This window comes from Campylobacter canis, from assembly GCF_045504005.1.
Classification (GTDB): domain Bacteria; phylum Campylobacterota; class Campylobacteria; order Campylobacterales; family Campylobacteraceae; genus Campylobacter_A; species Campylobacter_A canis.
The window spans coordinates 124,932-138,847 of the sequence record NZ_JBJJXH010000005.1 but is presented as its reverse complement, the minus strand read 5'-3'; the positions used below and the strand labels follow the sequence as shown (position 1 = coordinate 138,847).

The window sequence follows — 13,916 nt, the reverse complement described above, 5'->3', positions numbered from 1 at the left end:
TTTATTCCAAATAAAAGCCTTTAATTTCGTCAATGTATTTTTGCATTAGCTCAGGTTCATCTTTTTTAACAAGATTAATACATTTGTTTTTAAAAGCCTTTCTCTCTTCTTCGTTTGCATATAGATAGCTTTTTTCAAAGCGTGCCGAACCATACTCTTTTTCGTAAAAATTAAGATCTTTTAGTATGTTTTTTGTTGTCTTATAGTTTTTTGTAAGACATGCGCTTATCGTTTTTATCGTATATTCGCTATATTGATGTTCTTTTAAAAAACTTTCTTCCACCATTCTTATTAGAGTTTTTGTAATATCAATCTCTAGTCCCATATAGCCATATAGTATTTCATTGTTGCAATAAATTTTTCCATCTTCATAAAAAACAGATATTTTCCTTTTAGGAATCAAAAACTCTTTTTGCAATATCTTTTGTATTGTTTTTGCTGTTGCCTTTTTGATCGCATTATCAAAGCAATACAGCTTATCTTTTTTGATATATTTTTTATATGCTTTTACAGCTCTTTTTTCGTTAGCCTTGATGTAAAAAGAGATGAACCTTGGTATTTCTTTGTGTTGCCTCATACAAAAATCGTTTTGTATTAAAAGGGTTATAATCTCAATATAGTCCTTTGGGGTAATCATTCTTTCTCCTTTCTACCTTAGAAGGTTTAGAATCCTTTTATTTTATAAAATAATTATAACAAATATATGCTTAATAATAACTTGAATATTATGAAAATATTTATTTGTTTGCTAGTATGAAAAGCAGGCGGGTTGTGCTAAAAATACGGGCTTTATTGAAATATTTTATTTTGCGCTTTATAAGTATTTTAATTTATTTTTAAGCATAAATACACTATAATTATTTTATTAAAAAATAAAACACGCAGGAGGTAACATGAAATTAAATGCAGCATCTACCGAAAGATTTAAAAAGATACTAGCCGTCCTTGGAGAAAAAGATTATATAAAGATTGATAATTCAGACGGTGTTTTCATGCCTTTGGTTGTTGAAAGGCTTTCTAAAAACGTCTTTTCGCTTTCACACTATGGTGAAATGAATGGAGATCTTATGGCTAACCCTGATATGACATTTTTAGTTGAGGGCGATGATATAACTCCTTTAAGTTTTCAGGACGACTACATGGGTATTTATACCAAAAAGTGTGATTTAGCGTTTTGTGACTTATGGCTTAAAAACATTGAGGATCAGCAAAGGCTTTAGTAAAAACCAAGGGCGGTTTATTTTATAAAGCCTCCCTTTAAAATTATGGTAGAAAGAGGTTGTTATGGATAGTACTTATTATGTAGATGTTTATATGAAAGAATATTCAATTGAGTGGATGATATATAATTACGGCTTTGTGGTTCCTATGTTTATAATAATAGTAGCTTGTTTAATTGCATCGGATTCTTGCGAAGATGAAAAAGACATTGAAAACAATGTTGTATTAAAAGTTGTTTTGGGTATTTCAATAATTATGCTATTGTCATTTCCGCTTTTAAGAGGTATGATTTATGATAAATATAAAGATATTCATAATGCAGGTAGATATTGCGCAGACCCTAGATTTAGTGAAAGCGAATTATGCAGAGCCGTTGAAGTTAAGGCTGCAAAAAAGAATGGTATGAGAATATATGAGTTTAAATATACGCCTTCAAAAGAGCAAATTAAGCAGATGTCGGCTGTAGTGCAGAGACAAGAGGAGCTAAATAGAGCTGCGACTGAGGGGGCGAGCGCTTTAAAACAAGAGATGATAAGGGATAGAGAGCGTGAGATTGCTAAAATTCCCGTAGTAAAACTATAAAAGCGGAAAGGAGCACATCATGGCAAATAAGAAAAAGCCAAAATTTAAAAAAGATGATTTGCTTGTGCTAAAAAAACATGAGCTCAGAACCGAGGGTATAGTTTTAGTAAAGGTTGTAGATGTAGAAAAAGATAGGTATATTTGTAGAACAACAGACCCATTTACCGACGAGGTTGATAACAGAAATTGGAGTCTTCCTATCAAATTTCTAAATAAGGAAGCTATAAAATTTAAAAAGGTTTATTGGTTTTGGGAGATGCGCTCTATAGCTGATGGCTCTTGGTTTATGAATAACACAAGGCTAAAAAAAGCAGAGACTGAGTTTTTTAAATCAATAGCGCATAAATTTAACCCCGTATATTCTAAAGGTTTTAGATTGCCAAGCAAGTTAGCTAAAAAAGACGCAGCCAAGGCGATGCGCCTATTTGATATTGTTTGATTGTGTGTAATATAATTTTATACAATGAAAGGACGAACTATGAATAAAGAACAATATACGCAATTTGTAAAAGAGTATCAAACACTAGCCGATTTGGTGCGCGCTAGGATTTGGATGGTTTTTGACCTTTTTAATAAAAACAGACCTTTTTTAAGAATTATCAACATGGATTGCATAGGTGAGTATTTTGGCGATTTTTGTAAAAGTAACTTTGATGATTTGGCTGCACAAACGGCTGCGCAAAACATCTCTGATAGAAAGCGTGTCGGAGCTTGGGTTACGTATTTGCTTGAAGATGAAATTCTCGCTTATACTACAAACGAGAATAAGGAAATATCGACTTTTTGCCTTCCGCCGATATTTGCCTATGGAACCGATGAGGAGTTTAAGGCTTATTTGGAGGATTCAAGAAAGTATTTTAAAGCTGTTTGCTATGAGGTTTTGGATTGAGACAGGTATAAGATACAAAACAGAGATGTAGAAAGAGTGATTTTTACGTTTCTTTTCCGCAAAAGTCCTAATCTTTTATGATTAAAATTTTACTAATTTATTCCTTTATTTAATCAACTTTTATCTCTTTTTAAGCATAAATATACTATAATTATTTTATTAAAAGATAAAGGAGAGAGGATGAACTTAAGCAATGATGATTTTCGCTCTATGCTAGAAAAGATCGGCGAGATTATTGATTCTACGTATACTAAAGATCAAGGTTTAATAGAGCGCAAGCAAACAGTCTTAACAGCACAAGAAACCTATGAGTTAAACTGCTTTATTATGCAGCGATATCCTCGTACCATAAAGACTAGAGTTTATAAAATTTTTGATGTTTTACAAAAAAATGCGGCTTTCCAATATTACTGTGGTGACGGAGATAAATACGATGCCATATTGCCTCACCTTAATGATTTTATAGGTAACTTTACCTTTCGTAACTACTGCGATTTAAAGTATAGTACATATAAGTCGCATGATGATTTGGAAGTTGTGAGAATGTATGAGAATGCAATTGTGGTTGAAACCAATGACACTCATGAGAATGAATTTGGTTGGACATCGTTTTCCCTGCCGTCTTGCATTGCTTATTATACCAATGATGAGTTTGATGATTTCTTGGCGCGTATGGTTGAAGCTATTAAGAAGGATCATTTTAAAAATAAGGAAAAAATAGTACTAAGAAGGCTCAGTCGCTCGTTTAAATACAAGCGAATTTTTAACAAAGTAAAGCATTGACGGGTTTCGCTTAAAATTTTTATATTGAAGTTTTAAGCGATATATTTATCATCGCTTTGATAAAAAGCGGTGCAAATCTAGAATATAGGAGGAATATATGAAGTATTTAGTTGCAATGGATAGTTATATGTTTTTTGGTTTTGATTCAACGATTGTGTGTGCTTTGGTAAACAACAAGCTTGTGGGTTTAAAGAAAGTTGAGGGTGTTAAATATGTCAATGCTTTTAACTCAGTTTCAAGTCGTGACTCTCTTGATGTGGATGTGTATGCTATTCCCGATGATTTATTTTTGGTAACTATTTCGGATACTTATAAAGATGAGATTTTAAATGTTGAAGTTGATTTTCACAAAGAAAACAAAGAGCTTATGTGCGAAGTTATGCAGCTTGTTACAAAGTATACCGTAGAGCTTTGTGAAAGAAATCCTGATCGCCTTAAAGGATTTTCAATTACAGCCAAAACTAAAATTGATCATGAGGAGTATGGTTTTAAAGATTTTCGAGCTTTAGAGGCTTATTTGCGTTCCGAGGAGGGTGATAATCTTTGCTGCGGTTTGGTAGATGAGGATGGTACTTTTACTTTTTTACGCAACGAGCTATGCGCCGCTTAGTCGGTAATTAATTTAGGTGTAAAAAGCATTACGCGACTTAGACCGGTAGTTTTTTGTTTTAGATAGTTTTTTAAAATAATTTTAAAAGAAAGGAGTGGCGCATGGGGCAATATTATCATACTTATGTAATTAAAGAGAATGGAAAAGAGCATTTTTTAAATAGGAGAGTTGAGGGAGAGGATTATGTACCTGCAAAGTTGATGGAGCACAGCTGGGTTGGAAATGCGTGGAGTGAAGCGGTAGTGGATTTTTTTCTAAGGGATAATAAAAAGGCTCGTGTATTTTGGGTTGGAGATTATTATGCAGAGCAAGCTGCTGAGTTTCACTGCTCGAATGGCGGCAAAACCTTTGGTGTATTGATAAGCAAATATCCTAAGTTAAAAGAGGCTTGTGCGAATAAGAATACCAATATTTTGCCGGCGGCAAAAAATCAATGCAATAGCGGCTATTTATTAAACTATGACGCTAAGAAGTTTTTGGATATTAAAAACTATTGTAAATTTTCAAATAGTGGGGGTTGGATACTTCATCCTTTGCCGTTGTTGACCGCTTGCGGAAATGGTTTGAGTTCAGGGGACTACAGTAAAGATTGTATAAATTCAAGTTTGGTTGGCTGCTGGGCTGGAGATCTAATTTCGTTAGTAGAAAATAAGAGCGACGTTCCAAGTAACTTTGAGGAGTTTGAAGTATTTTTTAAGGAATAGGTTTGCCGTCAAGTGTGCTTTAAATAGCACCCTTTGTTTTTTTGGATATCCACTATAAAAATAGGCGTAAGAAATAAAAAATTGTAATAGCTTTTTCTTCCTTTAAACTCACCATAAAATCGAGTTTTTTATTTTATTTTTTTGTTTATAAAATTCCTTTATTTAATCATATTTTAAGCATAAATATACTATAATATTTTATATAAAAAAAATAGAAAGGAGAGGCAAAATGAGCTATGTAAAAACAGAGATTAGCAAAGATAAGTTTGACGACTTAGCAGACAGATTAAGAGCCGAAGCGGACTCTTGTATTTGCAACCTCTTAGCTCAATCAAAGAGCTTTGAGATGTTTTATAGTGAAATGCATAACAGCGGTTTTGAGCCAAAAGCCGTATTTCCTTTTTTGGTTTTGTTGTGCGGTGACGACGAGGATGATTGGGTTAAGGCAGAGGGTTATGTGTGGAGCGGTAATCACAAAGGCAAAGATAATCAGCTTTTTATCGGATTATATGCTTGTAGAAATCCCGAGAGGCTTCATTTTGCGATAGAGAGAATTTGTGATCTTCTTGGGGTTAACAAGGATGATATTTGGTTTAAAGAGGTGCGTAAACCTCTAAGGGTTAGGTCTTTTGTCGATATAGAGATTCCTTTTGGGCTTAGAGGACTTGTTTTAAGAACGTTGTGGTGTAAGGGGGATATATGAGAAAATTTTTTGATGTGAATAGATTTTTGGCAGATAAGAGACAGCATAATTTAAATATACAGGCTCAAGAGCTTGTTAATCAAATTGATGAGCTTACAGCAAGGACTAGAGAACTTGCGTGGCAGATGTATGACAAGAAAAGAGATGTTTTCTCGCCTGATGTTTTTAAAGAGCTAGAGCGACAAAACTTTAAGCCGGTTTCAATGCATAGCTGGTATTTTATGTTTCATTGGGATGATTTTTATGTAGTTCCGATTGAAATAGTGGTTTTTACAGACGCCAAAAATAATGAGCTAAATTTCATAAGCTCAAGAAGTTACAATCTAAATAACGATATTGTGGCTAATCTTGAGGATGATGTAGATGATGATAATCTGGACTTAGTGCGCAGTGAAAACGGCGAGCTTGTAGTAGCCGATCCAATGGATGTTGATTTTGTAAATCCAAAGATATTTTATAACCGCGTTGAAAGTTTAGATAGTGTTTGTCGAATAGGTGCGTAGATATGAAAAATACAAATCAAGAGATGTTAGTTAAGGCAAGCTTGGCTTCTAACATAGATGAGAGCAATTTAGCTCTCTTAGATATGCCACATCCCAAACAAACCTCATTTGCTTCTACTTCTGATGACGGCAAGATCTATGGTCGTAAAAGCGGCATTGTGATTAACACAAAAGACACTACTTTGGATAATGAAAAGGTTAGGTATGAAAGAGTTGAAGCCGAAAGCCAAGCCAATGTATTGCAAAACGTAGTTAATGGTACTGAGCCTAATGGTTTGGATTCTGGCAGGGTGTTTTCTCCAAGATTAGCCTATAAACAGTTACGTAAATTAAAAAGAGCATTTTTAACAGGTGCGGGCGGAACAGGTAAGTCGTTTTTGGTTAATCAGCTTAGGAAAGAGTTTCAGTGTATCGTGCTTGGCACAACAGGTATTGCAGCTAGTAATGTCGGAGGCGAGACGGTGCATTCATTTTTTAAGCTTGGGTTATCAAGCACAATGCAAGAGCTTGAGGCTTATACGAATAGCGGCATAGAGACTCTTATGCATAGCAAAAAGGTTGATGAGCAAAGAGCAAAATATATTTATTTTTACCGAATGACGGATTTGCTTTATAAGGCTGATTGCTTGATTGTAGACGAGGTGTCCATGATGAGCGATCAACTGCTTGACATGATTGAGGATAGACTTAGGATTGCAGGAAGGAGAGATATTCCTATTTTGTTTGTCGGGGATATGTATCAGCTACCGCCGGTAAGCAAGGACGGAAGCGCTAAATTTTGTTTTGAGAGTAGGCATTGGTATGGAATTACAATGATTCAACTTACCAAGATTAAAAGGACAGCCGACCTTGAATTTGCCAAAATACAGCAAGATGTAAGAAAGGGTGTGTCAGAACAAAGGATTTTGGATTACATTTATGCTATGGAGTTTAATGAGGTTTCCGACGATACCACAACCCTGTTTTCTTTAAATAGGCAGGTGGATGAGTTTAATAGGAGCATGCTTGAGAGAATAGAGGGTAATACTTATTTTACCGAGCCTCAAATAGTTTCTAGATCGACTTATGTTACAGATAAACAAGTGCAAGCTTTTATAGACGACTCTAAAATACAGCCTTTTAAATTTAAAATCGGGGCTAAGGTTTTATTTATTGCAAACAATACCGACATTGGATTTTATAACGGAGAGCTTGGAGTTATACTAAGAGTTGATATGGAGAGTAAAAGTGTTGTTATTAAATCCTTGTCTAAGCCCGATGGAGATGTTTATACAGTTCCTAGGATTGTATTTGAGAAACACCAAACGGTTATAGATCAGGACAGCAGAAAACTTAAGATGTCACCGGTTCTTGCCGTTTCAGCCTATCCGTTTAAACTTGGTTATGCAATTACAATTCATAAGTCTCAAGGTATGACATTGAGTGAGGGCAGGGTTGATTGCGCAGGTATATTTACTCCCGAGCAGTTTTATGTGGCGCTATCTCGTTTTAGCTCTCCTGCAAAAGTTAAGGTTGAAAATTTTAACCCTGAGAAACATATTGTAAAGAATGAGAAAATAGACGCTTTTTATGCTAATTCAAAACATATAGACGGGGAAGAGTGGGGTTATGTTAAAAAAGACGATACGAAAAGTGATAAAAAGGGCAAGAAAGCAAAGGATGGGGGATTGCTTATTGATTTGTGAAAGCTCACTCTAGGTTTTGTGTCTTGCCTATCAATCGCTTTAGATGATTTTACCTAGAGTGAGAAGTTACAAAAAAGTTTTGCGCCGGATAGGTTTTGATAGATGTAGGATAAAAGCTATCAACTATCTTCCTAACTTTTGCGAGCTTAATCATACAAGGTTTTACTTTAAAGTGTGTTTATACAGAATATATTGTTTTTTAACTTTTTTTATTTAAATAAACTTCGGTATATCCATTATTTTAAACATATTTTAAGCATAAATATTGTATAATAATTTTGTTAAAGGAGAGAGAGTTGGGCTTATTCTCTAACCTGAAAGGCGGTCTTTGATTACGAGACTGTGTGAGATTGTTTCAAAAAGGGGGTTTTGCAAATGAGCGTGGTAGATGTTAGGTCTTGCGCTTTAAGGTATGCTTTTATTGGCGAGCTTAATGATAACCAGCGCCAAGCCGCAACTACCTTTGACGGACCATTGCTTTTGTTGGCGGGTGCAGGATCGGGAAAGACTAAGACGATCATAGCTAGAACTGCTTTGTTGGTGGCTATGAAGCAGGCAAGACCAAGAGAGATTTTGGTTATGACGTTTACTAATAAGGCGGCGGGCGAGATGAAAGAGCGTGGTAAAGCATTGCTTGCTCGTGAGTCTTTAGATGTCGGTGAGCCTGCTATTTTTAGTACGTTTCATTCTTGGGGCAATACATTTCTGAGAAAAATGCCGGGTTATTTATTGGCTGAGTTTGGGCTAACGAATGAGTTTGGTATTGCAGACGATAATTACCAAGACACTATCCTTAAGAGGTTAATTCCTTTGATTTGGGAACTAAAGGACGCTGATTTAAAAAAGTATTTGACACCAAGAAATTTAATGCCTTTCTTTACAATTTGCCACACTAATTTTGTGAGATATGAAACTTTAGAGCAGAGTTGTGAGGACGTAGCCAAACTTTTCAGTCAAAACCCTGAGAATATTGATAAGTTTTATCCTAGAGCTGTAGATGAAAAAGTGCTGGAGTCATTTGGCGATTTATATTATACCTACAAACAAACATTAAGAAAAAACAATACAGTTGACTTTGATGATTTGATTATGTTGCCGTTTATGGCACTGAGTAAACATAAGATTTTAAGAGATATATGCCATAAGAGCTACAAGTATATCATGGTTGATGAATTTCAAGACACTGATAACGTTCAATTTGCTTTGGTTAGGCAGCTGATAAATCCAAGTCATAATAATATTTGCGTAGTGGGTGATGACGCTCAGTCTATTTATAGCTTCCGTGGTGCAGAGGTAAATTTGATACTAAATTTTCACAATGAGTTTGAGGAAACTAAAATTATCAATTTGGACATCAACTATCGCTCAAACGCTGAAATAGTTGATCGTAGTAATTTACTATTGGCACACCAAAAGAATAAACACCACGATAAGGAAATTTTAAAGCCAAATAAACAGCAGGCAGGAGTTGTAAAGGCATATAGCTTTGATTATTCTAACGATGAAGCCACCTTTGTTGCTAGACATCTAAAAAAACAAATAGAAAGCGGAGTGAGTCCGAACAATATTGCTATTTTATATCGCAATAATATTATATCTCGTAAGCTGGAGGAAGAATTACTACCGCTTGGTATTCCATATAAGCTTTATAATGCAAAGGAGTTGTTAGATAGAGAAGCGGCTAAGTTGATTTTATCTTACTTGAAATATATTTATAACCCTAGTGATGATATTTTGCTTGCAACTTTGCTAGTTGGACTTAATTTGTTTACTGCAAATAGGCTTGCAGAGGTTGAAGCGGGACTTCATCAAAAAAGCAGTTTGTATGATTTTTTAAAAAGCAAAAAACATCATAGTCTTACCCGATTTACAAAGAAAGAAGCCGTTGATAGATTTATAAGAGATGTAGAGGGGTGGATTGATATGCCACAAGAGGATTTGGAAGATTTTGAAATATTCCGAGAAAAGTTTGTTAAAGAAAATTATATCGGCACACTCTATGAGATTGCATTGGATGATGCAAAAAAAGCTGATAACCTTGAAAAAATTAAAGCAATAGAATCCAATCTTAGAGTGGCAAGCTCAATTTACGTTATGCTTGAAAAATATAGGTCCTTGGGAGCTTTTTTAGAAGCCATTGCCTTGGATAATCAAAAAGAAGATAAGGATGAGCTTAAAAATCAAGTACATTTAATGACAGCTCATAGAGCCAAAGGGTTGGAGTGGGATATAGTTTATGTTTTTGGTTTTTCTAACGGGTTATTTCCTAGCTCAAAAGCTATTACAGGCAAAGATTTAGAGGAGGAGCGTAGGTTAGCCTATGTCGCTTTAACTAGAGCAAAAGAGAAGCTATATATCACAAATGCCAAATCATATTATGGATCTGAGAATAGAGGTCCGTCACCATTTTTAAAGGAAATAGGAGTAGAAGCGAGGGTTATAAAACCCGTTGACTCTTTGACTAATAGTAGAGTTGGCGAGCTATGGAAAAATAAGAGCTGGTAATTGGCTTTTTAGTTTTGTTTTAATAATGGGTTGAATTTTTTTCTCTTTTTTGTTATGATTTCAGCGTGTATCTTGAGTGTTTAATCTCAGATATCGAGTTCTAAAATCCAACGTTTGTTTTGTCATAAGACGGACGCTCCTTTCTATCGATTTAAACTCGGTAGCCGACACTGAGGTTAGACACTCTCGTTCTACATCTCAAAAATATTTCTCAAGTTACACAATATCTGTAAGGTTTAGCCGTATAAGGTTGGAACCTTACAACTTTTTTATCAAAAAAAACATCCAAGTTTAGGTTTCTTTATTTCAAAAATAAATTACTTTAAATAAATCCCGTTAATAGTTTGGTTATTGTGTGCAATACAAAAAGGGGGTAAGGCGGCAGTTTTTTGTTTTTAAGTGTGGCGGTTAGATAAGTTTTTGGCTTTATTTTTAAAATACTTTTATTTAACTTAGGAATTTTTTGATTTTTTTTATTTTTTGCTAAATTACGTATATATTTTTTATAGTGTTATGTGTCATTTTTTGAATGTCTATATAATACAAAAAATATCCATGTATTTTTTATGGTCTAAATTGAGCCTGATTTGAGCTCAAATTGAGCTCTATTTTAGGTATTCAAAAATTTTAGTTTTTGTCATTTTTTTTGATTTTTAATTCAATCCATATTTTTTGCTATAACTCATAAATGATTCTACTTGCTTTAAGTAGATAAATTTTTTAAAGGAGAAAAGATGGCAAAAAAGACTGAGGGAAGAAAAGACATCCTTGAGATGTTTATTCGTTTTGCAGGAATGCAAGCGATGGCTTCAGTTTGTCACATTCAAGGGAACTCTGAAAGAGCTAATGATAGATTGGCTATGCTTCAGATTAAAGCCTCTGATGTGACAATAACAGATCAGATAAAATCTTTTCAGAATGGCGAAGAGCTAATCAAAAGGCAGATCACAGATTTGTCGATTAGGATCGGAGCTAGAATGATAGATTATATCAGATCTAGAGTGTCCCCAGTCGTAAACACTAAAAACGACAAGGGGGTATTAGAGGACTCAAATAAGCTCTATATCGCTTTGGCGTATTTTAAAGTGTTTTTTGAGTCGAGGGATGCGTGGGTATATTTTCCGCTAGTAATGCTACCGGTTAATAAGCAAGCCATGTATCAAAATGAAGGTGATTACATTGTGCAGGTTGATTGCAATACAACGGATGTTGTAGTCAATCAGGATGTAATCAGACACTTCTTCGATTTTACCTATGAGGAAAATGGAGAGGTAAAAGATGAGTTCGTGGCAGAGCATTTGAGTGCACTTGTTGCCCCTGATGCAAGATCGAACTTAAAAGATTTCGTTGAAAGCCTTTACTCTTTATTCAGGAGTAAGCAAAGAGCCGGAGACGACGAGCTGATTTATCCGCAGATAAATCAGGAAAACTCTTCTGCTTTTATGTTTTTTTCCAAAAAAGACAACTATAAAGCAAAAAGAGAGTTTTCTGCGATGATCAATGAGGACAATCCGCTTGTGGACGCCTATTTATTGAACGATGCGGAAAATGGAAGTGGGGCTACTTTGGATGATACGACCTATTACGGTTCTTTGACAAAGTACTATCCTTTGGGTGCAGGACAGGCTACTGTTTTAGCTGAAAACGCTAAAGAAAAAGCTCTGATTGCAGTTGATGGAGCTCCCGGTACGGGCAAGACTCAACTGATTCTTTCGATAATAGCTCAAGAAGTTACGAAGAGAGAATTAAGAGTTCTAAGAGGCGAAGGAGATTATAACAACATGATGTTGGTTACATCTACTTCAAATAAAGCCATAGGCAATATCTATGAGAAGCTAGCTCATGGTTTTCAAAGGGGCTTTTATTTTGTTGGAGGAAACAACAACAATAAAGAAGCTTCATCAAAAAGTGTAGATGAGTATATCAACTACCTTGAAAATCAGCCTTTTAATCAGGTTAGGTATGAGACAGCTAAAAAAGAGATGAGGGATTTAGTCGGTTTAATTGACGCTCAAAAAGCTCTTTTTTTGGAGATAAAATCAAACTCAAAACAGCTAATAGGCATAAAAAATTATGATGAACTATTAGTGCGACAGAGTGAACTTAGCTCTTTTGCGGGAGGTTTTGCAAATGCAAGAAAAGTGCATAATGAAATGCAGAGCCTGCTTAGAAAGTTTGCTATCATCACCGGGGTAGAAGTTGAGTTTGAGGGGATGAAAGATAGGCTTGATAATGGAATGTTAGAACAACTTGAGGTTATAGATATGAGACTTAAGTCATTAGGCTTCATGTCTAAAGTATTCAAGGGTTCTACAAAAATTTTGGCTGAGTTGGATTTTCATATTGCCGATGTGGTAGCCTTCAAAGGCGTCTTTGAGATTTTAATAAGGATTAAAGAGCTGTCTTTTGAATACGAGGCTGCATTGGAATTCATGGAAAAGGAGTTGCAATTATCTGTTGTTAATAAATATATAGCAGATTTTAGTAGCAATCCAGAGAATTTTACCAATATAATTTCTTGCGATAGCTGGAGCGTATTTTTTAGAACCAAATTAAACAAAGAGAATTACGAACTCTATATTGCGGCGTTGAGACACATGGAGCAACGCATCTTACAAAATAAGCATGAGGTTATTAAGGCTTTAGGTTATCTAGGCTCTAACGGCGGATATGATTATTTGATAGAGCAGTATGGGCGTGATCCTTCCGGATATGCAGAGGTGTTAAGATACATATCTATGGCATATCCTGTTTTTACATCAACACTTGCTAGCGCAAGCAATTTATTTCCGGGCTTTTACCCAAATAAAATTACTGTTTTTAGAACGGTGATTGCGGATGAGGCGGGGATGATTACTTCTATGGATATACTTCCTGCATTTAGACGTGCTAAGCGTGCTATTGTAGTTGGTGATCCAAAGCAATTGGCACCGGTTGTCGGCGTTGATGAAATTTTTGTCGAGACATTAAGCTCGGCATACGATAGTGATGTTTGGAATAAATATTCCCCATCAACTGTTTCGGCTTTCAATAGAGCAGCCGGAGCAATAAAGGGTGGATATGAAAATACAGGCAAATCTATTGTTTTGGATGAGCACAGAAGATGTGCCCGCGAGATAGCTGAATTGTTTATCAAAATAGCTGGATACAAGGGTATTAATGTGTGCTCTAAGGTTGCGGCAGCCAAGACAAAACATCGGCTAATGATGTTTGATGTGGTTAATTCAGACACGAAGTCATATAGGAAGGTTAATCAAAATGAAATTAATATGATTGACAAACTTCTTAATAGACTAGAGGCTGTAGGCTACAATTTGGCTACTGATGTGGGGATAATTACTCCTTATCAAGAACAGGAAGCTGCTTTAATTAGTAGGTTTGGTTCTAAACTGGGACATAAAACAAACTGCGCCAAAATTGGAACAGTTCATAAGTTCCAAGGAGTGGAGTTTAAGGTTATTCTTTTTTCAACGGTGTGCTCAAGAGAGAATGATTCACTTGATTTTATCAATAGCGACCCTTCGCTGGTCAATGTTGCGATTTCAAGAGCTCAAGAGAGTTTCATTGTTGTTGGCGATTATGCCAAGCTAACTTCTAAGGGAGGAAATAAAAACTTCGTTGGAATGATGGCTCAAGAAATAAAAAATTCCGGGTTTTTTGCCCAGAATCAAAAAAAGATGTATTAAAGAAAGGATCTTTCCTTTCTTTACATCTTAGTCCTTGTAGGACTT

At 35.2% G+C, this 13,916-nt stretch carries 13 protein-coding genes; 12 read left to right on the top strand and 1 reads right to left on the bottom strand.

What is annotated here, in order from left to right:
* Position 1: 1 nt before the first annotated feature.
* Positions 2-637 carry a hypothetical protein gene (locus ACHJH3_RS06605; protein ID WP_407064127.1) on the bottom strand — a complete coding sequence of 212 codons (636 nt, stop codon included), beginning with the start codon at positions 635-637 and terminating at the stop codon, positions 2-4.
* A 256-nt stretch (positions 638-893) separates the two neighbouring features.
* Between ACHJH3_RS06605 and ACHJH3_RS06600 the strand changes: the two genes are divergently transcribed.
* From ACHJH3_RS06600 to ACHJH3_RS06545, 12 genes are all read left to right on the top strand, one after another.
* Positions 894-1,220 (top strand): DUF6908 domain-containing protein, encoded by a 327-nt coding sequence (locus ACHJH3_RS06600; RefSeq protein WP_407064126.1) that lies wholly within the window; start codon positions 894-896, stop codon positions 1,218-1,220.
* Positions 1,221-1,284: 64 nt separating this feature from the next.
* A complete protein-coding gene (locus tag ACHJH3_RS06595) occupies positions 1,285-1,803 on the top strand; it encodes a hypothetical protein (protein WP_407064125.1) in 519 nt (172 codons plus the stop codon).
* Positions 1,804-1,822: 19 nt separating this feature from the next.
* Positions 1,823-2,242 (top strand): hypothetical protein, encoded by a 420-nt coding sequence (locus ACHJH3_RS06590; protein ID WP_407064124.1) that lies wholly within the window; start codon positions 1,823-1,825, stop codon positions 2,240-2,242.
* Positions 2,243-2,281: 39 nt separating this feature from the next.
* Positions 2,282-2,692, top strand: coding sequence for a hypothetical protein (locus ACHJH3_RS06585; RefSeq protein ID WP_407064123.1), 411 nt, complete (start codon positions 2,282-2,284; stop codon positions 2,690-2,692).
* Positions 2,693-2,872: 180 nt separating this feature from the next.
* Entirely contained in the window at positions 2,873-3,475 is a 603-nt protein-coding gene (locus ACHJH3_RS06580; RefSeq protein WP_407064122.1) for a hypothetical protein, read from the top strand.
* Positions 3,476-3,572: 97 nt separating this feature from the next.
* On the top strand, positions 3,573-4,085 hold the full coding sequence (locus ACHJH3_RS06575) for a hypothetical protein (RefSeq protein WP_407064121.1): 513 nt from the start codon (positions 3,573-3,575) through the stop codon (positions 4,083-4,085).
* Between the two features lie 101 nt (positions 4,086-4,186).
* Positions 4,187-4,789, top strand: a complete 603-nt coding sequence (locus tag ACHJH3_RS06570) for a hypothetical protein (RefSeq protein ID WP_407064120.1) — start codon at positions 4,187-4,189, stop codon at positions 4,787-4,789.
* A gap of 229 nt (positions 4,790-5,018) precedes the next feature.
* Complete coding sequence (locus ACHJH3_RS06565; RefSeq protein WP_407064119.1) at positions 5,019-5,492, top strand: hypothetical protein; 474 nt, start codon at positions 5,019-5,021, stop codon at positions 5,490-5,492.
* Positions 5,489-5,995, top strand: a complete 507-nt coding sequence (locus ACHJH3_RS06560; protein WP_407064118.1) for a hypothetical protein — start codon at positions 5,489-5,491, stop codon at positions 5,993-5,995. Before ACHJH3_RS06565 ends, ACHJH3_RS06560 begins: the two co-directional genes overlap by 4 nt.
* 2 nt (positions 5,996-5,997) lie before the next feature.
* A complete protein-coding gene (locus ACHJH3_RS06555; protein WP_407064117.1) occupies positions 5,998-7,680 on the top strand; it encodes an ATP-dependent DNA helicase in 1,683 nt (560 codons plus the stop codon).
* 375 nt (positions 7,681-8,055) lie between these two features.
* Positions 8,056-10,185: an ATP-dependent helicase gene (locus tag ACHJH3_RS06550; RefSeq protein WP_407064116.1), complete on the top strand. Its 2,130-nt coding sequence runs from the start codon at positions 8,056-8,058 to the stop codon at positions 10,183-10,185.
* A gap of 734 nt (positions 10,186-10,919) precedes the next feature.
* Positions 10,920-13,871, top strand: a complete 2,952-nt coding sequence (locus ACHJH3_RS06545) for a DEAD/DEAH box helicase (protein ID WP_407064115.1) — start codon at positions 10,920-10,922, stop codon at positions 13,869-13,871.
* The last annotated feature ends 45 nt before the right edge of the window (positions 13,872-13,916 follow it).

Excerpts from the sequence above, each read along its gene's own strand:
- ACHJH3_RS06565 (WP_407064119.1), top strand. The coding sequence starts at position 5,019 with ATGAGCTATGTAAAAACAGAGATTAGCAAAGATAAGTTTGACGACTTA.
- ACHJH3_RS06600 (WP_407064126.1), top strand. The coding sequence starts at position 894 with ATGAAATTAAATGCAGCATCTACCGAAAGATTTAAAAAGATACTAGCC.
- ACHJH3_RS06560 (WP_407064118.1), top strand. The coding sequence starts at position 5,489 with ATGAGAAAATTTTTTGATGTGAATAGATTTTTGGCAGATAAGAGACAG.
- ACHJH3_RS06555 (WP_407064117.1), top strand. The coding sequence starts at position 5,998 with ATGAAAAATACAAATCAAGAGATGTTAGTTAAGGCAAGCTTGGCTTCT.
- ACHJH3_RS06590 (WP_407064124.1), top strand. The coding sequence starts at position 1,823 with ATGGCAAATAAGAAAAAGCCAAAATTTAAAAAAGATGATTTGCTTGTG.
- ACHJH3_RS06595 (WP_407064125.1), top strand. The coding sequence starts at position 1,285 with ATGGATAGTACTTATTATGTAGATGTTTATATGAAAGAATATTCAATT.
- ACHJH3_RS06575 (WP_407064121.1), top strand. The coding sequence starts at position 3,573 with ATGAAGTATTTAGTTGCAATGGATAGTTATATGTTTTTTGGTTTTGAT.
- ACHJH3_RS06550 (WP_407064116.1), top strand. The coding sequence starts at position 8,056 with ATGAGCGTGGTAGATGTTAGGTCTTGCGCTTTAAGGTATGCTTTTATT.
- ACHJH3_RS06570 (WP_407064120.1), top strand. The coding sequence starts at position 4,187 with ATGGGGCAATATTATCATACTTATGTAATTAAAGAGAATGGAAAAGAG.
- ACHJH3_RS06545 (WP_407064115.1), top strand. The coding sequence starts at position 10,920 with ATGGCAAAAAAGACTGAGGGAAGAAAAGACATCCTTGAGATGTTTATT.
- ACHJH3_RS06580 (WP_407064122.1), top strand. The coding sequence starts at position 2,873 with ATGAACTTAAGCAATGATGATTTTCGCTCTATGCTAGAAAAGATCGGC.
- ACHJH3_RS06585 (WP_407064123.1), top strand. The coding sequence starts at position 2,282 with ATGAATAAAGAACAATATACGCAATTTGTAAAAGAGTATCAAACACTA.
- ACHJH3_RS06605 (WP_407064127.1), bottom strand. The coding sequence starts at position 637 with ATGATTACCCCAAAGGACTATATTGAGATTATAACCCTTTTAATACAA.